This is a genomic window from Bacillus cereus group sp. BfR-BA-01524, assembly GCF_022662595.1.
In the GTDB taxonomy this organism is placed as follows: Bacteria; Bacillota; Bacilli; order Bacillales; family Bacillaceae_G; genus Bacillus_A; species Bacillus_A thuringiensis_S.
Genome location: NZ_JAKUDW010000002.1, coordinates 83,560 through 105,365, shown reverse-complemented (window position 1 = coordinate 105,365; position 21,806 = coordinate 83,560). Strand labels below are relative to the sequence as shown.

The window sequence follows — 21,806 nt, the reverse complement described above, 5'->3', positions numbered from 1 at the left end:
TAGTATAAAAGTGTGTTTTTTGGTCATTATTTTCTTTTCGTATGGAACCCTTGTGTAATTCGGTCTAATATAATTGCGATTACTACGATAGCTAATCCAGCTTCAAATCCCATTCCGATATTAACTTGTGTTACCGAGCGATATACATCAACTCCAAGTCCAGGAGCTCCTACAAGTGACGCTGTTACAACCATCGATAACGAAAGCATAATACTTTGGTTCACACCAGCCATAATCGTTCCGGTTGCAAGTGGTAATTGTACTTTAAATAGTTTTTGTGATGCAGTGGATCCAAATGCATTCGCTGCTTCAATTAAATCTTCTGGAACTTGTCTAATTCCTAAGTCAGTAAAACGAATTGTCGGTGGCATTGCAAAGATTACTGATGCAATAATTCCAGGTACTACACCTACTCCGAAAAATGTAATCGCTGGAATAAGGTATACGAATGCAGGCATTGTTTGCATAAAATCTAATGTTGGTTTTAAAAATTTTGAGAAACGTTCATTTTGAGATGCTAATATACCAATTGGAATTCCGACAATAATTGAAATAATAACTGACGTAAGTACGAGTGCTAATGTTTGCATCGTTTGTGCCCAGTAGTTAATATTCAAAATAAATAATAATCCAATAAGCGTAAAAATGACTAAAGATAGTTTCCTCGTTGTGTACCAAACGAGGAAACATAAGATAATAATCATCAATATGGCAGGTATTATTGTTAAAAAATTAGTGAGTAAATCAACGAATCCTCCGATAATATAAGAGAATCCTCGGAACAATCCTTCAAAGTGCTCATATAAACTTGCAACAAAAGAGTCGACCCATTCCCCTAATGGAATACGTGGTATACTATTCATCGTCTTTCACCTCTTCCTCAATGTTTCCTGCAAGAGCTTGAATGACACTTTCACGTTTAATAATTCCTCTTAGCCTTTTCTTCTCATCGATTACTGGTAACGGATATTTCATCTCCGCCATTTTTGCATACGTCTCTTCCAGTAAAGTATCTAAATACACATGCGGAATATCATTAAGTAATAAATCAGCAATCGGCCACTGTTTTTGTACTGCCTTACTCGCATCATCCGCAGTTAATATACCTAAAAACTCATACTTTTTGTTTACAACATATACAGTTGAAACACCAGCATTCCTCATAATTTGAAGGGCTACACGAGGCCCACGATCAATTAATAAAGTTTCTGGTCGTTTTAAAATAGACTCCGCCGTAATTACTTTTCCTAAATTCACGTCCGCAACAAACTTTTCTACAAATTCATTAGCGGGGCTCATCATAATTTCTTCTGGCGTTCCAATTTGAACGATTTCTCCATCTTTCATTAATGCGATACGATCTCCAATTCGAAGCGCTTCATCTAAATCATGCGTAATAAATATAATTGTTTTTTCCATTTTATCTTGCAACTCTAACAATTCATCTTGCATTTCTTTTCGAATAAGTGGATCTAATGCACTGAATGACTCGTCCATTAGTAATACATCTGGATTATTCGTTAGTGCCCTGGCGATTCCAACGCGCTGCTGCATACCACCACTAAGTTGACTTGGATAGTTATCTTTATGATGATCGAGTCCTACTAACTGTAGCGATTCTAACGCTTTTTTCTCTCGCTCTTCAACCGGAACTCCTTGTATTTCTAAACCATATGCAACATTTTGTATAACCGTACGATGCGGAAATAGAGCGAACTTCTGAAATACCATACTCATTTTCGTTCTTCTTACTCTCCGTAACTCTTCTTTTCCCATCGTTGCGATGTCTTCACCATCTATGTATATATGACCTGCGGTTGGTTTAATCAATTGATTTAACATACGAACTAGCGTAGATTTCCCGCTACCAGACAAACCCATAATAACGAAAATTTCTCCAGAGTATACTTCAAACGTTGCTTTTTTCACACCAACGTTCATTCCTGTCTCTTTTAAAATTTCCGATTTACTTTTTCCTTCTTTCAATAAGGAAAGGGCTTTTTGCGGATGTTTCCCGAATACTTTTGTTACGTTTTCAACACGCACCTTTGTATTATCCATGTCACTACTCCTTTTCTACCCATCTATTCACATAGTGTTGCGATTTTACAAAGAAATATTACATAAAAATGACATTCATAAGATTTCTTTAAAATTCTCGTTTCCGTTCATAATAAGAATGCTTACTTATACATTTATTTTATAAGGCAAACGTTACTTAGGAGGTTTTCGATGCGAAAGAAAATTTGGTTTATATGCCTTGCATTATTTATTACTATGATTTTCACTTCATGTAATGCAACAAATGCAAATTCGAAAGGAAAAATTAAACTTGGTGTAACAAGTTGGAAAGAAAATATTGCAACTGCAAACATGTGGAAAGTTTTATTAGAAGAAAAAGGCTACAAAGTTGAGCTTATGTATTTAGAAAAAGCTGCAATTTGGACTGGTGTTGCTCGTGGTGATGTTGATGCGAATTTAGAAGTATGGCTACCCGTTACGGATAAGCCGCTAAACGATCGTTATAAAGATGATATTGTCTTAAAGTCAAAATGGTACGAAGGTACTGGACTTGGTCTAGTCGTACCTTCTTATATGAAAAACATAAACAGTATCGAAGATTTAAATGCTCATAAAGATGAACTAGATAATAAAATTGTCGGTATCGAACCCGGTAGTAGTCTTATGAATTTAACGAATAAAGCAATGAAAGAATATGATATAAAACTAAAACTTGTCCAATCCTCTGAAGCTGCGATGATGAGTGAACTAAAGAAAGCATATACAAAAAAGAAACCAATCGCTGTTACGCTTTGGAATCCGCATTGGGGTTTTTCAGAATTTGACTTGAAATATTTAAAAGACCCTAAGAAAGTATATGGTGAAAAAGATGACATTTATTACTCCGTTCGTAAAGGTTTCGAAAAAGATCACCCAGATGTTATAAAATACTTTGATAAATGGAAAATGAACGATGAACAGCTCGGTACGTTAATGGTCATGTTAAATAAAACAAAAGATCCTGAAGAAGCTGCGCGAAAATGGATTAAAAAAAATCAAGCATTAGTTGATGAATGGGTAAAGGAATAATAAAAAGGCTAGAGAATTAACATATCCTCTAGCCTTTTTCATCTTATTTTTTCGTAACAACATCATCTACAATCCCATATGCCTTCGCTTCTTCTGCAGTCATAAAATAATCTCTTTCTGTATCATGTGCTACTCTTTCAATCGGTTGGCCTGTTTTTTCTGCAATCATTTTATTAATATCATGTTTTAACTTTAATATTCTTTTCGCTGTTATTTCAATTTCTGTCGCTTGTCCTTGTGCACCACCAAGCGGCTGATGAATCATAATTTCACTGTTAGGGAGCGCAAATCGTTTTCCTTTTGCTCCAGATAATAATAGCAATGCACCAAATGATGCCGCAAAGCCCATGCACAGCGTTTGCACATCTGGTTTAATTAAATTCATCGTATCTAATATTGCAAAACCTGCTGTCGTTGAACCGCCGGGACTATTGATGTATAAGAATATATCTTTCTCTGCATCTTCTGCTTCTAAAAATAATAATTGAGCTACGACACTACTCGCTACTTGATCATTAATTTCTGAACCAATAATAATAATGCGGTCTTTTAATAACCTTGAATATATATCATAGGAACGTTCTCCTAATTTTGTTTGTTCTACTACATATGGAATTGCATTCATTTTAAATCCCTCCAATACTTGTTATGCTGCGCAAAGCATACAACTGTAGGAAGAAGGTTGTTTCACATTAAATAGTAAGACTGGCTGTTTAGATGGTAACTTAGTAAAATCTATTGACGGAAGCAGTTTCGTTAATAATTCCGGTCTCTCTTCTCGAATAGACGTTACTACAACTTCCATATCATCTGTGAATTCGACTATCTCGACCCCTTCTTCACTTACAGTTTTCAGCCTATTTCTACTCCGAAATAAAGAAGCTTTCACTGCACCTTCTGATACAGAACACACTTTAGCAATATCAGCGATACTATATTGAAAAACATCTTTTAATAATAAAATTGCGGATTGCTGTACATTTAATGAAGACAATACTTTCCCTACCATTTCATGCAAATCTGCAATGTTCTCATGTGGTTCTTCAAAAGTGATTTGTTCTCTTATTTTTTCATGAACAGACTTAGACTTCATCTGATCTAACCAACGATTTCTTGCTATTTTATAGACGAGTGTCATACAAATATCTTTATTTCTATATTTTTGAAGCACTTTACACACTGTTTCTTGGGCGAGATCTTCCCCATCCCATTTATTTTTCGTTAAAAAAGTACAGTATCTTTTTAACTCTCCATATTGTTCAATTAAAAAGTTTATATTTGAATGATTCATATCGATACGGTTCTTTAAAACATGAGTTACTTTTGTGCACAAAATAACCACTCCTTTTCAGCGCTTACTTAATAAACGATTCAACATTAAAAAAAGTTACGGGGATATAAAAAAATAATGTTTATGTTCAATAATTCGCGGTCATAAATATGTTATGTACAATTTTACGTGAGGAGGAACAAATTTGCCAAAATTAACAATTGAAGGTGCGGGAACATTTGATGTAAAAGAAGGAACGAAGTTAGTATTAGCAATTGAAGATAGCGGTGTCAACATTCTTCATCGTTGCGGCGGGAATGCACGTTGCACAACTTGTAGAGTAGAAATACTAGCAGGTGATTTCTGTGAAGCGAGTGCGAATGAGAAACATGCAATGACGGAAAAAGGGATTGAAGATCATTTACGATTATCTTGTCAAATGCGTGTACATAAAGATATAGTCGTTCGTCCGGTACTTACAGTTGAAAATTCAGGTCTTGATGCTGGACCGCGTCCGGCGGAGTAAAGCGATGAATTTAAAACAGCTCGCTGGCGAATATGCCGCTAACTTTGTAAATGATGGCATGAAGATTGGGCTTGGTACAGGTTCTACTGTATATTGGACAATACAAAAATTAGGTGAGCGTGTAAAAGAAGGATTATCATTTCAAGCTGTACCGACATCAAAGGAAACTGAAGCATTAGCACAGCAACTAAATATCCCCCTAATTTCGTTAAACGACGTACAAAGTCTTGATCTTACAATTGATGGAGCGGATGAAATTGATTCAAATTTACAACTTATAAAAGGCGGTGGCGGTGCATTACTTCGTGAAAAAATCGTTGCCTCTTCCTCTAAAGAACTAATTATCATTGCTGATGAATCGAAACTTGTAACACATTTAGGTACTTTTCCATTACCTATTGAAATCCTCCCTTTTTCATGGAAACAAACCGAAAATAAAATTCAGTCTTTAGGTTGTCAAACAACATTACGTTTGAAAAATAATGAAACCTATATAACCGATAACAATAACATGATTATCGATTGTATATTCCCTAATCATATTTCTAATCCTGCCCATTTACACACTCAATTAAAAATGATTACTGGTGTAGTTGAAACAGGGTTGTTTATAAGTATGACGAGTAAAGTAATTATCGGCGCTAAAAATGGGATAAAGGAATTGTAATAAAAGCTAACTTTTTAAAGTTAGCTTTTTAGTGTGTTCTTTTTCTCTTGATAGCGCTTTATTATGATATACTATGAAAACACATCATACTAGAAAGGACTGAACATTTTGCAATCCAAACTTATAACAGAACTTACTGATTTAGAAACTGCCTTTCATATTCGAAAAGAAGTATTTGTAAAAGAACAAGGTGTCCCTCTTGCAGATGAATTCGATACATTCGATGAAATCGGAGAGCAATGTAAACATATTTTAGTTTATTATAATGAGCTTCCTGTAGGTACAGGGCGTATACGATTTGTTGATGGCGTCGGAAAATTAGAACGTATTTGCATTTTAAAAGATTATCGTACATACGGATTAGGTAAAGTCATCATTCAAACGTTAGAAGAAATTGCTCGTAACGAACAAGCTACAAAAGTGAAACTACATGGGCAAACACAAGCTGAAGGATTTTATAAAAAATTAGGTTATGAAACTTCTTCTGATATATTTATGGAAGATGGCATTCCACATATACTTATGACGAAAATGTTATCATAATAAAAAGGGTAGTGTATGAATCTTATGTATTCATACACTACCCTTTTTTATTAATAGAAAAGTGAATTCTCAAGATTCCCTTTTTCATCAAAGCCCATCATCTCTTAGTTCATATCTAGGTAAAGCTTACACTGTTTTCCATAATGATAATGCATAAATCCAGTTCGGATCACCATTTCCTTGATAACTCTGGACTGCTTCATATACTTTTCCTTCGTGTAGAACTCTATCTCCCTTTTTATATGCTTTTTTTGCATCCCACGCTTCATATGAAGCGCTTTCAGTTTTTGTAGTAATTGTGAAGATATCACTCTGTACGGATTCATTTCCAGCTACATCAACAGCTTTCACTACATATTTATAAGTAGTATTAGCGAGCAGATTTTTATCCATATAAGAAGTTGTATTGGATGTTGCAATCTTTTTCATTGATCCTTCTGTTTCTCTATAAATATCGTAATGGTCTACACCAATATTATCGTCAGATGGACTCCACATTAAATCCACACTTGACGCTGTCGTTCCCATACTATGTAATCCTTTTGGTTGTATTGGTGCTTCTGTATCAGGAATCTCAACTGTTGTTTTTACTGTAAGCGCTGTACTTTCCTTCGATACATTGCCAGCTGCGTCAATTGCTTTTACAGTATAAGAGTATTTTGTGCTTGGTTGTAATTTCTTATCAATAAAATGAGTGCCTATTACTGTATCAATCATCTCTCCGTTACGGAAGATTTGATATCCTTTTACCCCTACATTATCCGTAGAAGCGTTCCATGTTAGTTCTACACTATTTGCTGTTACTTTTTGTGTCTGAAGTCCATTTGGAATACTTGGCGCTTCTATGTCTGGTTTCACATCATTAATAAGATTAACATCAATTACATTATAGAATGCATTTGCTGTATCAGCTACATCCCATACTGCTAAAATCACATGATATCCACTACGATCAGTAGGTACATTGATTTTATGAGTTAAATTATTTGAAGCTGCAGAACCATCATGTTGTACAGTTCCAATTGGTTCAAAATCTGCTCTTGTTAGCGCTTTATTTGGATTCCATCCTTTTTTAGTAATATAGTAATGCCACTTGCTCGTTAAGTGCGGCGCTGTATACTTCCAAGTAAATGTATTTTCCCCACCAGTGATTGTATTTTTAAACCAACGATTTGCTGTTTGTTGATCTAAAATACCACCAAATTTTCCGCCTGCAGAAGCGATTTGTCCATCAACTGGACCACCTTGTGGGAACCCTTTTGGAGCTTCTAAACTTTGTGGTTCATACATAACACTTCCACAGTTTACATTTAGCGCACCATAAGTTGAACTACATAAAGCGGATCGGCTACCGGGCTTTTCAACAAAACCGTGCGCATAAGCATTTTGAGGAATAAGTGTCGTACTAATAATTCCAGCTGTTAATGCTACAGCTCCTAAACTTTTTTTGTTCATTTTCATATTTTGTAGTTGTTTTAAAAATCGATTATTCATGTTCATGTCTCCTTCTTGTTATACTTTGTAGTGGAATGTGGGCTTTGATGTAAAAGAATAACAAGAGACAAACTTGTACCGATGTATGTGTTAATTATGCATACACCGCAGTGAAAATATATTTTTTTCTTGTGAAATATTTCACTTTATGAATATATCATGACATAGAAATCGCCAAAACATGTGCAGAAGTTGTGCAGAAATAGTGAAATTATTACTAACACGTAAAACTAAGTCCTAACATTTTAAAATACAATTTGAATATATTTATCTATCATCTTTACTTCATAATTAACAATACATTTAACTGGTTAACTTTTATTCTTATACTTATATCTTTCAGTGCCTTAGTTTTAACCATACTAGATATTAAAAATAAGAATTATAAAGTTAAATAAAAAGCATCCTATTTAGATGCTTTTCTAATGTATAATTTCATTTTTTTCACTGACCTACAAATATAAAAATTTCATCAACAGCTTCCTTATATCCACCTGATTTTTGGAAAGATTCCTTCAAATTCAAAGCAGCTTCTTTATATGAAGGATTATTTAAAATTAGTTCCACATTTTCACGTAGTTGCTCTTCAGTTAATTCCTTCATATGTAACTGAACTCCCGTCTCAAGACTCTCCACTTGCTTTGCGACTACTGGCTGATCTGCACTTTGCGGTATTACAACGAGCGGAACCCCGTTATACAGTCCTTCATGCGCACTGTTCATCCCGCCGTGTGTAATAAATAGTTTCGTATATGTAAGCAGCTCAGTTTGGGGTACATAGTTTTTCACAATGAAGTTTTTAGGGATTTCGCCTAGATCACTTATTTTTGTTTTATTACCAATAGACATAACAATTGTATGCTCACTATTCTCAAAGGCCTTCATACACAGTTTATAAAAGTCAATCGCTTCATTAAAAACAGTACCTAATGAAATATAAATCGGACTTTTTTCTTCAATCGAAGTAAAATCAACGTCTCTGTTTTTCATTTGTGCAGAGATAGATGGACCTACAAATTTATATGTTTCATCAAACGTATCACCAAAAGGCTGGAACTCCTTAATTGTATACACAATAGTAAGGGGTGCAGGATTACAGAAAACTTCATACGATGATTTTATTTCAACACCATATTTTTCAGCAATTCCCTTCGTTAAGTTTTGAAAATCATTCTGTATTTTATCATGAATTTCTACTGGGATATTTTTTGACAGATGACCTAACATTTGCTCAAAAGATTTTTCATCCTGCGCAAAAGATGTACATGAATTTATGGATGGCAATTTAAGAATTTGAGCAATTAAGTGCCCACAGCCAAACATAGAATCATGAATTATGTAATCAAAATGTTCACCTTCAATTTGTTCTAGAACATTAGGTATAACAACATCTGCTGTATGTAGAAGACCGTTTATTCTTTCCTGTAAATAATTTCTGCCTCCAGATAGAAACGCTTTTATAAATTTTTGATCGTCAATCGTTCGTACAGTAGCACCTGTCTTCTCAATTCGTTCCCTAAAAGCTTCTATTGAAAAATAAACGACCTCTTCACCGCGAGAAATCAACTCTTCTACAACTGTCAAAGTTGGATTTATATGTCCTTCTGATCCAGCGTTAATAAATAAAACACGCGCCATTATAAACACTCCTTACGTTAAATCATTTCTATGTTGGAAAAGTACGGATTCTCTCCATACTCTTTTCTTAGTTGTTCGTATCATATTCCTGCTAAATTGACCTAGCGAGTCTAAAACCGAGATCATCTATATGAAATGTAGGATGGCTTCGACGACGACAAGTAGCGCCGCACCCTCTCGCTGTTTCAGCCCAACTACCACCACGAAAAATACGGTATGATCCGTACACTGTTTCATCATACAAATCATAACACCATTCCCAAACGTTCCCTAGCATATCATAAAGTCCCCATGCATTCGGTTCTTTTTGGCCAACGTCATGAATCTCTCCATTTGAATTTTCATTATACCACGCTATATCATGAAGTTTCCCGTATGTATATCCGGTTGTACTTGCTTTACATGCATATTGCCACTCCGCCTCAGATGGTAATCGGTAGCCATTTGAATCTAAATTACATTTCACAATTTGACCACCATCACTAATAGAATAATATTCTTTTAATCCCGCTTTTTTTGAAAGTACATTACAAAACGCAATGGCATCGTTCCATGAAATATTGACAACTGGTTTATGATTTTTATCAAAATTATTTAATGTACTATTTGTAATAGCATCATATAGTTCCATTGTTACAGCATACTTTGCAAGAAGAAATGGTTGAATTTGTACTAGCCATTCTTTTTTTATTCGATCATCTCTTAATACTACCTCTCCAGCTGGAATATTGACCATTAATGAATCGATTAGTTGAATTAAATCGTTAGTCATTTTCTATTCCTCCAAACGTTCATTTTATATGAACTTAAAGTCATATACTCATTACAAAATGCATTTTTCAAAAAGCGTTAAATTTTTCATAATAAAAAACGATTAGTTTAATTAAACTAATCGGTAAGATCCACAAAGAATTGTTGTGTCACATTCTATTATTATATGTGCTCTAAAAATTTCCGAACCTCATTTGGAGATTTTAAAACAATAACCTTTTTCTCTTCGGACAATTGCTCTAACTCTTTTAAAATTGTAGGTCGTTTAGCATTAGGATATTCCCATATCCATTTAAAAAATTGTAAATCAAATCTTTCTTCACATCCCGCGCCCATATCCGGTCTAGTTTTATTTCGATATTTTGCAATTCTTTTAAAAGCCCTATAAACACAAATTGTTCTATGAATATCAAGGAAGATAATTGTATCAGCTGCATTCAGTCTTATACCCATCGTCCCGCCGTAATTCCCATCAATAATCCATTTCTCATCTTTAATTAAGTTATTTTGAACTGTTATTTGTTCTTCTCTCGGAACACCTTCCCAATTCGGTTTCCAAAATAATGCATCAAGATGATGCACCTTAATATTTAATTTATTCCCTAACTTCCTTGCTAATGTAGATTTTCCTGAACCACCAGAACCAATTAATATTATTTTTTTCATAAAGGGCTCCTTTTTAAAATCGATTATTTCCTCCGTAACATAAACTCACAAAGTATGCCAACAACAACACCAATTGTATAAGCCACTAAATCACTCCACAAAAAACCGTATCCCAACACGAGTCCGCCCAAAGTCGTTGCACGAATGCTGTCTATCCATTCCGCATGATACAATTGGCTCACTTCAATCCCGTAGCAAAACATTAAACTAATAAAAGCCAACTTCTTCGTCTCTGTTTTAGGAAACAAAAATCCAAAGCCAGTGAAAATCATTAATGCCCATAAAGCATCGCCTAAGTAATCATTTAATAGATGTGGTAGTGCAAAAGAAAATTTTCTTGAGCTAAGACCTAAAATAATAACAACTATAGTAAATAGTGCATATAATACTCTATTTCGTTTCGTATTCATTTTAAAGTCTCCTAATATATAATGTATAACTGTAAATAGCTAGTAAAATAAAGTTATTTTACTAGCTATTTATTAGTTGCTTTTATGATAAGAAAATGTGGATTCGTATTTAGATAATAATATGATTTTTCGTCTACTTCTTTCATCTTTTCAACTGCCTTCGGTTCCACTATCTCTTCTAATACAAAATAATTTGTAGTTTCATTTATTATGTCTTGTAGTGACCTTCTGAAAAATTCGACTTCAATTGTAATGTTCGGTTTAACCCAAGTATCTATTAATAACTGTTTTTCAAAATAACTTTCACATGGAAACTTTGTGAAATCCATAAAAGGATGATGGATAGAATATATAAGTTCTCCACCCGGCTTCAATACGCGACGAAATTCTTGAAATACTTGATTCCAATTTTCTAAGTAATGAAGAGTTAACGAACTTACAATCACATCATACGTATTATCTTCAAATGGCAATGTTTCTTGCAGATCATGACAAAGGAGCGTTGCTTTGTCCCTTATACTTTCTTTCGCGACTTTTACCATTTCAGGACTTACATCAATTGCTGTAACATTTGCTCCTCTTCCTATGAATTGAGAAGTATACCATCCAGCTGCACATCCAGCATCTAGTATCTTTTTTCCTTCTAGTTCCTTTGGAATAAGCTCCATCATCGCCGGTCTTTCATAATAACTGTTATATGGATTTGCGAAATCTAGATTTTCTTTATATGTACTCGCTAATTTATCATACGTATCTTTAATCGAATCTTTCATTACACACACTCCTAATACATATTAATCCATTAACTCCTGCTGCTTTTTCTTTGAAAATGATTGTAGTACTAAATCATACGACCAATCAATCATTTTATTTATTTGCTCCTGTTCTATACCCTTATGAATATAAACGGTATTCCAATGTTTTTTATTCATATGATACCCTGGAATAATTGTTTCTGGATAATCTTCTCTTATTCTTAATGCGACTTCTGGATCACACTTCAATGTAATCGCAGCTTTTTCACCTTCTTCATGATTTACTATCGCAAATATTTTATTATTAAGCCTCATACATGTTGCACTCCAACCATCTGGAGAATCTTCTGTCGCTTTTTTTTTCGATAAACAGTACGCTCTTGTTGCATTCATTTTAATTGGCACCTCTTTATTCTTTCCCTATTTGATTGCGGTGCATCACAATTTGCTTCGTCGCTTGAAATTGCTGCTCACCGTAAAAGTTTATTAGCTTCTCTCCGCAAAATAGACTAACAATATCAATATGTGATATTTCTCGAAGTAATATTTTAAGCATCTTCTCTCCAATACCTTTACTTCTTACACTCTCATGTACGACAACATCTTCAATGTATGCTCGATAAACACCATCAGAAACGACTCTAGCAAATCCAACTAATTCATTTTCTTCCCATACTCCAATGGCTATGCTATTCTTTAATATTTTTTCAATATCGACTTCTTTTCTTTCTGGCCACCAACCGACAGAATCATAAAGTTTTTTTATTTTTTCTGCACAGATTGGTTGTTCTTGTTGCAATTTATACGTGTACATATTCTTTCTCCCATCAAACAGTATACATAATATTATTATAATCTCTTTTCAAAAAAGTGCTGACTATGACCTTTCGGGTGATCTTCAACAATTCCATACTCCCTGTAACCATGCTTTTTATAAAATTCTGGTGCTTGAAAACTAAATGAATCTAGTAGTATTAATCTACACCCTTTTTCCTTTGCAACATCTTCAATTTTATGTAACAGTTGACTGCCATAGCCATCATGACGAACTGATTCATCAACCCATAAAAAGTCGATATGAAGGTGATAAAAATACATCGTACCTGTTACGCCACCAAAAATTTTTCCTTCTTCATTTTTTACTACGAGGCTTACTTCTTCCATCGTCTGTCTTGCCTCATCTGTTAAGATGGACATATTATATTGAATAACTTTATTTTTAATATATTCTCCTTCAGTACGTGTACCGTTCTCTATATGTTTCATATACATTGCTTCCTTTCAGCTTAGTAATCTACATTTTATTTTTTCTCTTTAAAATACTAATACATACGAATCCACCATATGTAACAAAGCATGAAAAGCCAATTATCCCTGGTACAGAGACATAGCCTATCCTTATGTAACTTATAACTGCAAAACAAGCGATAGACAATAAAATAGATGGCCAAAATATAAGAGCTGTTTTTCTTCGCCCTCGTTTCGATTTACTTTCTTTCTCTTCAGAAACACGTGTGCCAAAAAGCAATACAATACAAATAAGGATCGCTGCAAAGTAAATTGTATCTAATGACAAATTGTGATTATATAGTGCGATTCCAACTTCAAGAGCAATAATCGTTAAAATTAAAATAATGATTGTTGAAGTCTTTAAGTTTCTTTTCAATCGCTCACTCCTAGCATGCTTTCACTATATTCTTTGTATATGTACTTTAAAACTACTGCAAAAGCTTCATCTACCTCTTTATTTTCACGTCGATTCGGTAAATCTTTTCCCCCAATTACATAAAGAAGCGGAAATTCGTTAAACATTCCTATTATACCAATATTTATTGTAGCTGTGAGCAATCCACCTGTCATATGAGCTAAATGATAATATGGGATTTCTTCATACTCTCCTTGTTGTCTTACCATGCCACTAATAATTGGTTCCCATAATTCTGGTTCTAATTTATAACCTTGAAAGGTTTGTATGAAAAGGGCAAGAACTTCATTTAAGTCTCCAATATTTTTCTCATCTCTAGCATTCTCTTCTATATGAATTTTTGAAAAGTACGTTTGTACATACATTTTCACAGCATCCCATCCACCACAGTGCATTACAACTGACTGTGCAACGTAACTATCATGACAAGCTATCATTACCTCGACCGCTTGACTAAGTGTTAAAGAAGTTCTTCCTTGTAAATGCGGATATAACTGCGCACTATCTTCATGCGGATTAAATTTAATGTGATGAAGTATATCATTCCAATTATGTTTATTTTCCCTCACCATTTGTGCTACTACAAATCCAATAACTAATTTTGCTGCTGATGCTAACGGAATATTTAATTCACTATTATATGAAGCAACTATACGATTGTTTTTTGTAGAATAAATTGCCATTCCCACATAATTAGATTGTACCTCTTTTATTTTATTTATGACAGTTTCCATTTCCATCCCTCTTTTCATATCGTTATATTAACTTCTAATAATTCAATATTGAATATAAAAAACCTTTTCATCAGCTATTAAAATAAGAAAAAGGTAGCATGAATTTTTTCTTGCTACCGAAAAATATTTATCCTTCTATAGGATTTTCAGGACCGTTAAGCTCCAGCTGATAAAAAGCTAAATCTAGCCATTTATTAAACTTATAACCAGCTTTTTTTATTGTCCCTGCATGAACAAATCCATAGTTTTGATGCAAGGCAATACTTTTCTCATTCTCTGCATCAATTCCAGCAATTAAGGTCATATACTCTCTTTCCTTCGCAATTTTGATTAATTCTTTCATTAATGAAGACCCAATGCCATTTTTTCTATATGCCTTATCTACATACACAGAATGTTCAACTGAATATTTATAAGCAGGCCACGCTCTAAATGGGCCGAATGTCGCAAACCCTACTACTTTATTATCTAATTCACATACGAAAATGGGATACCCTTCAGCCTTTTTTTGTTCATACCAATCTATTCTATTTTCAAGGGTTACAGGTTTATACGCATATACAGCTGTTGTATAAAGTATCGCATCGTTATAAATATCTAAAATGTATGCTAAATCTCTTTTCGTTGCTTCCCTTATCATTATTTTCTTCCTTTCATCATGTTCATCTTATTTCACTATCTTTTTAATAGTTTTATTTTATCGAAATTTCCGATTTTTATCTACATACGAATACTAGCTTTTCGGAAACCATCAAATATATTTATTGCAGCAGATAACATATAAAAGAAAATTCCTCCCCCAATGAGCCACGTTTTAAACTCCTCTGGGGAAATAGTAAATGCATTTGCCAAATACGTAATAAATCCTGCGTTAAATAAATGTGGATTTACTACAATTACAATGAATACTATCGTCCCAGCTACTTGAAGAATAGCATTTCCAATCGCCAATCTTTGCGTCCATTTTCCTTGTACTAATTTATAAAGGGATATACCTATTTCAAAAACGATCATAATTACAACGATTGGCCAGTACTGCAGTAAAATATCTTGATTAAAAGTTGGCGAGACAAACTTCAGTCCATTTGCCGTACCATGATATACGCCAACAAGATGATTCGCATAAAAGTAAAGTGTAGCCCAAACTGCTGTCCACATTAAACCTCCAAAAACTTCAAACTTCGAGATTGCTTTTTTCTTTGGGATATACGAGATGTTTTTCAAATCATCTGGTGTCCATTTTTTAAAACTTGTCGTCAACGGCTGAATACCTTTGTCTTTATCTGTTCTTTCTAAAATAACAAACACAAGTGTCAACCAGAAAAATACATGAAGACCCACTTCAAAAATTTCCCCAATACCTTTACCTATCAATTGTAAAATAACATTTAATACCGCTTGATCACCACTATAGCCTATAAAATTTTCTGCAACCATTGATATGAGTGCAATGATTGCTGCGATTGGTATAATCATTTTTAACAATGTCGTATATACATCAAAATAACGTGGTCCAATTAAATGCATCGGTCTATCCAAATAACCATTAGCCAATGAAACCGGACTCCCCAATTTTTCGAGAACGCTCTTTACATCTTCTTCATTATAATCTTCAGGTAACATATCCTCTATAGTTGACCTTAGTTCAAGTGTAATATCTTCACGATTTTTTTCAGGTAATCTCTTCGCAACTTCCTGGATATAGAGATCAATTAAATTCATTCTCTTCCTCCTCCTTTAATAAGTTATAAAGTTCTTTCGAATCCTTTATCCATTCCTTTTTTAACTGCAAAAATATTTCTAATCCATATTCACTTAAAACATAATATTTACGAGGTCTACTCTCCGTTTTATCCCAACTACTCGTTACTAGCTCCTGCTTTTCTAATCTGCGAAGTAGTGGATATAAAGTACTTTGATCAATTGTAATCCCTGATTGCTCCAATAACTGGACAAGTGAATATCCGTACTGTGGCGTTCTTAATTGGCTTAAAACAGCTAACGTTAATGTCCCTCTTCTTAACTCAGTAATTAACGAGTTTAATAAAGTATCCATTCACTCACCTCATTTCCATTACTATATGTCATACAGTATGTGTTTTATACTATGTATCGTACAGTATTAGTGTGACAAAAACTGTGCTTTTTTTACCAAAAACAGATAATGAAAAGCGCAAATTATATGATTTGTGCTTTTTTAGCTAAGTTATATATATCTATAACACTCTAAAAGGTAGCAACCTTAACTACTAATTTTGAAATTCCAGTAATGCTATATTAAGTTACAAGTATCGTACACATATGATGTGACCATAACATATCACTATAGGAAGCTAATAAAACGGAACATTACCATGGTTGAATGATTCCTGTTTTATTCTTTAGGCACTGTTGATTTCACACTGTTTTCAGCACCTACTCAACGTTATTTCCTTCATAAACTTCATCTTGTTCAAAATCTCTATTTTTATTTGGTTTATTAAAGTAAAATAAAAAAACAATTAAATTAGGTTAATTGTTTTTCAAATGCAAAATCTTTATTTTTTTAAATAACCTATGATATTCGAAAAGACAAACTCTCCAAATGCAAGTGGTATATAAATAAACCATAACTTTAATATCGCCTTTGTTTCTTTGTGATCAGAATCCCCCATTAAAACCAACCCAATCCTTTTTCTTCTAATATTTTCATTTTAATTCCAATAACAAGGAAATTATACCATTTATCAATGTTATAGTCTATGTTTTCTGAAAATTATATAAATAAAACTTTTGTATTCCCTCAATATTCAGATAAACATAATAATTTTTTTACGTTTCATCTTCAAAGTCTATAATGAGTCCTGTTAGAACTGCTTCATTACCAATCGATTGGATCCCGTGACCAATAAAATCCATCTTAAATTCTTCCCACTCTAACTGCTCTTTTTAAGTCTGTTCGAATAAAATTAAAAATCCTACTGATAAACAAAAAATCTCGTTTATCAATAGGATTCATTAGCTATATATAGCAATTATAGCGAACTCCATCGCCTATTACTAAAGTCGAACTGATTTAAGTAATATAAATTCCCCGTTTTCTTTAGAAAATGGAACAACCTCTACAATCGCCTCAACATTAATTACTCCGTAAACATGCGGATATTCTTGACCGTTTGAAGCAAGTTCATATTTTACTTCTGCTTTTAATAGGGCTGGATCAATTGTAAGTAATAAAACATCTTCTTCATGCTTGAAATATTTTTCTGCAACTCTTAAAGCTTGATCTACTAATGAACAATGAATAAATCCCTCTTCTATAAGGGAATCTTCATTAATTTTTCCAATTATTTTTGCGATTTCCCAATTACTTTTCTTAATTACTTTTGTAATCATAGTAACTCTCCCTTTTTAATTTATGTAATGATATAATAACACTAAATTTTCAACACGTTCTTAATAGATTGGGGACTTATAATGGATAAACCTCTCACTACATTACAAACTATTATTATACATATGAATACAAATGAGCATTGGCATGATTTTATTTGTTACTGTCAGCATCGCGAAGCGGGACTTCGAAAATTAGCTTATAAACATTTAGAAATATTTATTTCAAATGCAAAGAAATGGAAATCAAAAGATCAAGAAGAGTTTGCCATTTCGCTGTTTACTATTTTAGATGCATTAAACGAAAAAGATGAGGTGTTAACTTTCTCACTAAATAGTTTTCTAATTGACATTCTATATAGATGGACAGAAAACAACCCGATTGATTCAAGACCTTTTAGATGGATAGGAATTTATATGGACTCTAGCAATAAAGAAGACGATTTAGAAAAATTCCTTCGAAAAGCGATTGAATTAGGTGGTGATACCGAACAAAAAGCCATGATATACCTAGTTTCTAATTACATCAATACTTTAGAATTTGGTACACATGAATTCCCGTCAGGTTATTGCGGAGATTTAAGCGAATGTATAGAAAAACTACCCTACATGCTTCAATTAACTAATAGAATTCAGAATAAGAACAGTAAGGAACGAAATATTGGGCAATTACAAGAACAACTACACTCAATTCTAGATTGGTTAAAACATACACAAACTCCAGTAGATGCTGTTCGCACATGGGAAAAAGAACAAACTAAGGAATTAGAAAAAAGCATCGTATATCATTTAAACAACAGCTCAAGTCATTAATTCGTCTACCATTTCAATATAAAAAAGAGGATCTTCATACTGTACTAGAAAATCCTCTTTTTATATTTATCCCACATTAACTTGCAGTAAAACTCCCCACTGATTATAGTTTCACTTTATTTTAATCCTTTAATTAAAGGTGACGCTTTTCCGCTATGGAAAATCCATAAATCATGAAGTGATCTCGTACATCCGACATATAGTAACTTTGCATCATGTTTTGTATTTTTGTAATGTTCCTCATCCACATCAATTAAAAGAACTGCATCAAATTCTAAACCTTTCGCTAAATAGACAGGTACTACAGAAATACCGCCTTCATATTTACTTTGGTTTGCTTCAATGACGTTTACCGTTAAACCTGCATCAGTTAATTTCTCATACATATGACGGCATTCATCTTCTGTTCTTCCTATTACCGCAATTGTTTTCACATCTGCATTTTGCAAATGTTTTATCGTCTTCACAATTTCAATAAATTGATCTTCTGCATAAATCACTTTCACATCTTCTCCACTGCGGAAGACTGGTGTTGCGAGTCCTACTGGAATTTCTGCATTTTTAATTATTTCATTAGCAAATTCAATAATTTCTTTTGTAGAACGATAACTTCTTGTCAGTTCATAATATCCTGTTTCTTGGAATACTTCCTTAAAAGCACTCCAATCTTCAATTCCTTGGTAATCATAAATCGCTTGCGATAAATCACCTAATATAGTGAAAGAATTACCTAGTGTAATTTCTTTTAATACATAAACTTGGAAAGGCGAAAAATCTTGCGCTTCATCAATAACAACGTGATGAAACTTCTGCCCGATTTCAATCCCTGTTATACGATGATGTATGTATATTAAAGCTGGTAAATCTTCTACATACACTTCTTTTTTACGACAACTCTTTTCTGTTTCTTGAACAAGTTCTTCAGGTAATACTTCGAGTATTTCTTTGCTTTTCAACATTGAACTGTATAGTGAAAGTGGGCTCATTTTTGGCCAAAAATTCATATAGGTGTTCAATCTCTTTGTTGCTTCTTTTTTTAGTAACTTTTTCTCGTTTGTTTCTCCATACTTTTTAAGTTCAATTTCAATCCAACGTTTCATACGGCCGACTAAACGTTCTCTTCTCTTCTTTAATGGATAATGTTTATATTCCACTTGCATCCATTTTTTAACGTCTTCCACTGGAATAACAGCTTTATCCCATGCCTCAAAATCTTTTGTTGGCACTAAATCGTTTTCAAATTGAGTCATTCTTTCTTCTATAAACGCCTTAAATTCTAGCGTACCTTTTAATTTACCAATCATAATCTTTCTTTCATCGCGATTAATTGAAAAGGCTTCTTTCAGTTTTTCTTCTGTCTGCTTTAGTTTCACGGAACCCTCTAATGTACGTAATGCCCAATCTGGAAACGTTGTTTGACTAATATTTCCTACCCCTAATTCAGGAAGTACGCTGGAAATGTAGTCTAAAAATAAACTGTTTGGAGCGAATACAATCATTCTCTCAGCTTCTAGCTGCTCACGATATTCATAAATTAAAAAAGCAAGGCGATGTAAAGCGATTGTTGTCTTTCCGCTCCCTGCAACCCCTTGAATTAATAATGGCAAGTTTCTTTCCGCACGAATAATATCATTTTGTTCCGATTGAATCGTTGAAACAATATCCTTTAGCTTATTATCTTTATTCTCACCTAATCGATATAGAAGAAAATCATCGGCATGCGATACATCTTCATTTCCTTTTACATATGTATCAACAACACGTTCAAGTTCTCTTTTTCGAATAGAAATGTTTCGTTTTAAATACACATCACCTTCTACTAACCCATCTGGTGATTGATAAAATGCTAATTCTTCTCCACCGGTAAATGAATAAAACATACTTGCGACAGGTGCTCTCCAATCAATAATGATTGGTTTCATCGTGTCCATATCCGAAACCCCTACTTTTCCAATATAAATCGGCATAACTGCTTCTTTACCATCTTCCTGAAAATCTAACCTTCCAAAGTACGGCTCTTGCACACCAATACGTAAATTTTGTCTATTAGACTCTCTCATACTTTCAAGAATTTGCTCCTTAAAATCTTCCCCATAATAAACTGGGATTTTTTCAAGCTTATCCAATTGCTCATCCATCGTATGTAAAGTATCCTTCATTTTTTGTAACTCATCTTCAAATATGTTGCTCATTTCGACGATTCCCTCCTGTCCGTTCTAATTTTTCAGTCGAATTATCATTGTATTAAAAATTCAATCGTAAAGTCAATAGTTTCAATTTAAATTTTCCGAAAAAACTTACTTTTATACAACATCTAAATCACATCACTACACATATAGTATAGTGATGCATACAAAAGATACCACTTTCTATTTGTCACCTATTTAATTTATATATTGACAAACAATGTAAAAGTCAAAGATACATAAAGTGAAAATTTTATAAGTGTGGTTTTACTGCCCACAAATAGTAGGATAAATTAAAGTAAAGGAGTCTATTCAAATGAAAGTCGCGAAAAAGAAACCGCTAAAGTTATATTTACTTATTTTTGTATTCATTGTTTTGGCCAGTGGATGGATTGGGGTATTTCTAGATTTTCTTCTAACAGATCAACCTGAAGGAAACACTTTAGGTATGGGATTATGGCTAATATTCCCTTTCCTCGTAAGCATTTTCCTTAGAGTCATTAGCCGAGATTGGAATGATTTTGGCATCAAGCCCAATTTAAAAGGAAACTTTATATGGTATTTCACTGCACTACTTATTTATCCATTCGTTACAGTAATAACGATAAGCATATCGCTCATTTTTGGAGTAGCTCATATTTCTAGTTTTGATATATCCACGTTATTGTCACTCATAGTCATGTCTACTATTGGTAACTTTATTAAAAATATTTTTGAAGAGTTTTCTTGGCGTGGTTATTTAACTCCAAAGTTGATTGAACTAAATCTAAACGATTGGTACATTTATATTATTTCTGGTTTAATTTGGGCACTTTGGCATGCTGCATATTATATAGTCTTTTTGCCAAATGAATATTTTGAATCTATCTCAAGATTAAATACGCTTTTATCTGGCTGTATCCTTATGGTTTGTTGGTCAATTATGTATGTTGAAATATATAGACTTACAAAATCAGTCTGGCCATGCGTTATCATGCATGCGATCGAGGATGCTGTTCCTACTGTTTTAGTTACAATAACAGGGATTATTACTCTTACAAACAGTAGTGATTTTTGGTTAAACCCTATTAGCGGGGTCGCTGCTACTGTTTTATTTCTCGGAATTGGAATCGTACTAAGAACTATAAGAATAAAAAGAGAACGACATTTATTCACACAATAAAAGT

General features: G+C 33.4%; 26 protein-coding genes and 1 riboswitch. Of the genes, 6 read left to right on the top strand and 20 right to left on the bottom strand.

The window, feature by feature from the left end; genetic code table 11:
- Nucleotides 1–26 precede the first annotated feature (26 nt).
- Together MR170_RS01425 and MR170_RS01420 are read right to left on the bottom strand one after the other, a co-directional pair.
- Nucleotides 27–863 carry an ABC transporter permease gene (locus MR170_RS01425; RefSeq protein ID WP_029442536.1) on the bottom strand — a complete coding sequence of 279 codons (837 nt, stop codon included), beginning with the start codon at nt 861–863 and terminating at the stop codon, nt 27–29.
- Nucleotides 856–2,061, bottom strand: a complete 1,206-nt coding sequence (locus MR170_RS01420) for a quaternary amine ABC transporter ATP-binding protein (RefSeq protein WP_000370603.1) — start codon at nt 2,059–2,061, stop codon at nt 856–858. The genes MR170_RS01425 and MR170_RS01420 overlap by 8 nt, the downstream gene beginning before the upstream one ends.
- Before the next feature lie 171 nt (nt 2,062–2,232).
- On the opposite strand from MR170_RS01420, the gene MR170_RS01415 reads away from it, so the two are divergent.
- Complete coding sequence (locus tag MR170_RS01415) at nt 2,233–3,090, top strand: glycine betaine ABC transporter substrate-binding protein (protein ID WP_242306889.1); 858 nt, start codon at nt 2,233–2,235, stop codon at nt 3,088–3,090.
- A 43-nt stretch (nt 3,091–3,133) separates the two neighbouring features.
- Here MR170_RS01415 and clpP read toward each other — a convergent pair whose 3' ends face one another.
- Together clpP and MR170_RS01405 are read right to left on the bottom strand one after the other, a co-directional pair.
- Nucleotides 3,134–3,715, bottom strand: a complete 582-nt coding sequence (gene clpP, locus MR170_RS01410; RefSeq protein ID WP_000991610.1) for an ATP-dependent Clp endopeptidase proteolytic subunit ClpP — start codon at nt 3,713–3,715, stop codon at nt 3,134–3,136.
- 21 nt (nt 3,716–3,736) lie between these two features.
- Nucleotides 3,737–4,423, bottom strand: coding sequence for an RNA polymerase subunit sigma-70 (locus tag MR170_RS01405; protein ID WP_000337521.1), 687 nt, complete (start codon nt 4,421–4,423; stop codon nt 3,737–3,739).
- A 142-nt stretch (nt 4,424–4,565) separates the two neighbouring features.
- Between MR170_RS01405 and MR170_RS01400 the strand changes: the two genes are divergently transcribed.
- From MR170_RS01400 to MR170_RS01390, 3 genes are all read left to right on the top strand, one after another.
- A complete protein-coding gene (locus MR170_RS01400; RefSeq protein WP_001125388.1) occupies nt 4,566–4,886 on the top strand; it encodes a 2Fe-2S iron-sulfur cluster-binding protein in 321 nt (106 codons plus the stop codon).
- Between the two features lie 4 nt (nt 4,887–4,890).
- Entirely contained in the window at nt 4,891–5,553 is a 663-nt protein-coding gene (gene rpiA, locus MR170_RS01395) for a ribose 5-phosphate isomerase A (protein ID WP_242306887.1), read from the top strand.
- A 108-nt stretch (nt 5,554–5,661) separates the two neighbouring features.
- Complete coding sequence (locus MR170_RS01390; RefSeq protein WP_043935622.1) at nt 5,662–6,096, top strand: GNAT family N-acetyltransferase; 435 nt, start codon at nt 5,662–5,664, stop codon at nt 6,094–6,096.
- Between the two features lie 126 nt (nt 6,097–6,222).
- Here MR170_RS01390 and MR170_RS01385 read toward each other — a convergent pair whose 3' ends face one another.
- The 15 genes from MR170_RS01385 to MR170_RS01315 form a co-directional block, all read right to left on the bottom strand.
- Complete coding sequence (locus MR170_RS01385; RefSeq protein ID WP_242306885.1) at nt 6,223–7,590, bottom strand: lytic polysaccharide monooxygenase; 1,368 nt, start codon at nt 7,588–7,590, stop codon at nt 6,223–6,225.
- 444 nt (nt 7,591–8,034) lie between these two features.
- A complete protein-coding gene (locus MR170_RS01380) occupies nt 8,035–9,228 on the bottom strand; it encodes a macrolide family glycosyltransferase (protein WP_242306884.1) in 1,194 nt (397 codons plus the stop codon).
- 91 nt (nt 9,229–9,319) lie between these two features.
- Complete coding sequence (locus MR170_RS01375) at nt 9,320–10,000, bottom strand: formylglycine-generating enzyme family protein (RefSeq protein WP_000180345.1); 681 nt, start codon at nt 9,998–10,000, stop codon at nt 9,320–9,322.
- Nucleotides 10,001–10,161: 161 nt separating this feature from the next.
- Nucleotides 10,162–10,665, bottom strand: a complete 504-nt coding sequence (locus tag MR170_RS01370) for a DNA topology modulation protein (protein ID WP_048564787.1) — start codon at nt 10,663–10,665, stop codon at nt 10,162–10,164.
- Between the two features lie 23 nt (nt 10,666–10,688).
- Nucleotides 10,689–11,075, bottom strand: a complete 387-nt coding sequence (locus MR170_RS01365) for a ribosomal maturation YjgA family protein (RefSeq protein ID WP_098390897.1) — start codon at nt 11,073–11,075, stop codon at nt 10,689–10,691.
- 65 nt (nt 11,076–11,140) lie between these two features.
- Nucleotides 11,141–11,848: a class I SAM-dependent methyltransferase gene (locus MR170_RS01360; RefSeq protein ID WP_242306882.1), complete on the bottom strand. Its 708-nt coding sequence runs from the start codon at nt 11,846–11,848 to the stop codon at nt 11,141–11,143.
- 21 nt (nt 11,849–11,869) lie between these two features.
- Nucleotides 11,870–12,223: an MmcQ/YjbR family DNA-binding protein gene (locus tag MR170_RS01355; protein WP_016081296.1), complete on the bottom strand. Its 354-nt coding sequence runs from the start codon at nt 12,221–12,223 to the stop codon at nt 11,870–11,872.
- Nucleotides 12,224–12,239: 16 nt separating this feature from the next.
- Entirely contained in the window at nt 12,240–12,644 is a 405-nt protein-coding gene (locus MR170_RS01350) for a GNAT family N-acetyltransferase (protein ID WP_242306880.1), read from the bottom strand.
- 35 nt (nt 12,645–12,679) lie between these two features.
- The gene (locus MR170_RS01345; protein ID WP_016081294.1) at nt 12,680–13,096 is read right to left on the bottom strand and encodes a GNAT family N-acetyltransferase; all 417 of its coding nucleotides are present in this window, start codon (nt 13,094–13,096) and stop codon (nt 12,680–12,682) included.
- Between the two features lie 28 nt (nt 13,097–13,124).
- Nucleotides 13,125–13,496 carry a hypothetical protein gene (locus tag MR170_RS01340; protein WP_016081293.1) on the bottom strand — a complete coding sequence of 124 codons (372 nt, stop codon included), beginning with the start codon at nt 13,494–13,496 and terminating at the stop codon, nt 13,125–13,127.
- Entirely contained in the window at nt 13,493–14,269 is a 777-nt protein-coding gene (locus MR170_RS01335; protein WP_242306878.1) for a serine hydrolase, read from the bottom strand. The genes MR170_RS01340 and MR170_RS01335 overlap by 4 nt, the downstream gene beginning before the upstream one ends.
- Nucleotides 14,270–14,396: 127 nt before the next feature.
- The gene (locus MR170_RS01330; protein WP_016081291.1) at nt 14,397–14,909 is read right to left on the bottom strand and encodes a GNAT family N-acetyltransferase; all 513 of its coding nucleotides are present in this window, start codon (nt 14,907–14,909) and stop codon (nt 14,397–14,399) included.
- Between the two features lie 80 nt (nt 14,910–14,989).
- Nucleotides 14,990–15,991, bottom strand: coding sequence for an HAAS signaling domain-containing protein (locus tag MR170_RS01325; protein ID WP_001048883.1), 1,002 nt, complete (start codon nt 15,989–15,991; stop codon nt 14,990–14,992).
- Entirely contained in the window at nt 15,978–16,325 is a 348-nt protein-coding gene (locus tag MR170_RS01320; RefSeq protein ID WP_000380295.1) for a PadR family transcriptional regulator, read from the bottom strand. The genes MR170_RS01325 and MR170_RS01320 overlap by 14 nt, the downstream gene beginning before the upstream one ends.
- A 925-nt stretch (nt 16,326–17,250) precedes the next feature.
- Nucleotides 17,251–17,312: riboswitch (Fluoride riboswitch) on the bottom strand.
- Nucleotides 17,309–17,644 carry a DUF952 domain-containing protein gene (locus MR170_RS01315; protein ID WP_050843937.1) on the bottom strand — a complete coding sequence of 112 codons (336 nt, stop codon included), beginning with the start codon at nt 17,642–17,644 and terminating at the stop codon, nt 17,309–17,311. Its footprint overlaps the riboswitch before it by 4 nt.
- Before the next feature lie 81 nt (nt 17,645–17,725).
- Between MR170_RS01315 and MR170_RS01310 the strand changes: the two genes are divergently transcribed.
- Nucleotides 17,726–18,454: a hypothetical protein gene (locus tag MR170_RS01310; RefSeq protein WP_242306877.1), complete on the top strand. Its 729-nt coding sequence runs from the start codon at nt 17,726–17,728 to the stop codon at nt 18,452–18,454.
- Between the two features lie 116 nt (nt 18,455–18,570).
- On the opposite strand, the gene MR170_RS01305 is transcribed toward MR170_RS01310, so the two are convergent.
- Nucleotides 18,571–20,646 (bottom strand): HelD family protein, encoded by a 2,076-nt coding sequence (locus MR170_RS01305; protein ID WP_016081289.1) that lies wholly within the window; start codon nt 20,644–20,646, stop codon nt 18,571–18,573.
- A gap of 310 nt (nt 20,647–20,956) precedes the next feature.
- Between MR170_RS01305 and MR170_RS01300 the strand changes: the two genes are divergently transcribed.
- A complete protein-coding gene (locus MR170_RS01300; protein WP_016081288.1) occupies nt 20,957–21,802 on the top strand; it encodes a CPBP family glutamic-type intramembrane protease in 846 nt (281 codons plus the stop codon).
- The last annotated feature ends 4 nt before the right edge of the window (nt 21,803–21,806 follow it).

What these genes read in the sequence shown, in the direction of transcription:
- rpiA (WP_242306887.1), top strand. Translation starts at nt 4,891, where the DNA reads ATGAATTTAAAACAGCTCGCTGGCGAATATGCCGCTAACTTTGTAAAT.
- MR170_RS01330 (WP_016081291.1), bottom strand. Translation starts at nt 14,909, where the DNA reads ATGATAAGGGAAGCAACGAAAAGAGATTTAGCATACATTTTAGATATT.
- MR170_RS01335 (WP_242306878.1), bottom strand. Translation starts at nt 14,269, where the DNA reads ATGGAAACTGTCATAAATAAAATAAAAGAGGTACAATCTAATTATGTG.
- MR170_RS01385 (WP_242306885.1), bottom strand. Translation starts at nt 7,590, where the DNA reads ATGAATAATCGATTTTTAAAACAACTACAAAATATGAAAATGAACAAA.
- MR170_RS01300 (WP_016081288.1), top strand. Translation starts at nt 20,957, where the DNA reads ATGAAAGTCGCGAAAAAGAAACCGCTAAAGTTATATTTACTTATTTTT.
- MR170_RS01375 (WP_000180345.1), bottom strand. Translation starts at nt 10,000, where the DNA reads ATGACTAACGATTTAATTCAACTAATCGATTCATTAATGGTCAATATT.
- MR170_RS01305 (WP_016081289.1), bottom strand. Translation starts at nt 20,646, where the DNA reads ATGAGCAACATATTTGAAGATGAGTTACAAAAAATGAAGGATACTTTA.
- MR170_RS01310 (WP_242306877.1), top strand. Translation starts at nt 17,726, where the DNA reads ATGGATAAACCTCTCACTACATTACAAACTATTATTATACATATGAAT.
- MR170_RS01345 (WP_016081294.1), bottom strand. Translation starts at nt 13,096, where the DNA reads ATGAAACATATAGAGAACGGTACACGTACTGAAGGAGAATATATTAAA.
- MR170_RS01380 (WP_242306884.1), bottom strand. Translation starts at nt 9,228, where the DNA reads ATGGCGCGTGTTTTATTTATTAACGCTGGATCAGAAGGACATATAAAT.
- MR170_RS01420 (WP_000370603.1), bottom strand. Translation starts at nt 2,061, where the DNA reads ATGGATAATACAAAGGTGCGTGTTGAAAACGTAACAAAAGTATTCGGG.
- MR170_RS01320 (WP_000380295.1), bottom strand. Translation starts at nt 16,325, where the DNA reads ATGGATACTTTATTAAACTCGTTAATTACTGAGTTAAGAAGAGGGACA.
- MR170_RS01350 (WP_242306880.1), bottom strand. Translation starts at nt 12,644, where the DNA reads ATGTACACGTATAAATTGCAACAAGAACAACCAATCTGTGCAGAAAAA.
- MR170_RS01415 (WP_242306889.1), top strand. Translation starts at nt 2,233, where the DNA reads ATGCGAAAGAAAATTTGGTTTATATGCCTTGCATTATTTATTACTATG.
- MR170_RS01425 (WP_029442536.1), bottom strand. Translation starts at nt 863, where the DNA reads ATGAATAGTATACCACGTATTCCATTAGGGGAATGGGTCGACTCTTTT.
- MR170_RS01315 (WP_050843937.1), bottom strand. Translation starts at nt 17,644, where the DNA reads ATGATTACAAAAGTAATTAAGAAAAGTAATTGGGAAATCGCAAAAATA.
- MR170_RS01325 (WP_001048883.1), bottom strand. Translation starts at nt 15,991, where the DNA reads ATGAATTTAATTGATCTCTATATCCAGGAAGTTGCGAAGAGATTACCT.
- MR170_RS01370 (WP_048564787.1), bottom strand. Translation starts at nt 10,665, where the DNA reads ATGAAAAAAATAATATTAATTGGTTCTGGTGGTTCAGGAAAATCTACA.
- MR170_RS01355 (WP_016081296.1), bottom strand. Translation starts at nt 12,223, where the DNA reads ATGAATGCAACAAGAGCGTACTGTTTATCGAAAAAAAAAGCGACAGAA.
- MR170_RS01360 (WP_242306882.1), bottom strand. Translation starts at nt 11,848, where the DNA reads ATGAAAGATTCGATTAAAGATACGTATGATAAATTAGCGAGTACATAT.
- MR170_RS01365 (WP_098390897.1), bottom strand. Translation starts at nt 11,075, where the DNA reads ATGAATACGAAACGAAATAGAGTATTATATGCACTATTTACTATAGTT.
- clpP (WP_000991610.1), bottom strand. Translation starts at nt 3,715, where the DNA reads ATGAATGCAATTCCATATGTAGTAGAACAAACAAAATTAGGAGAACGT.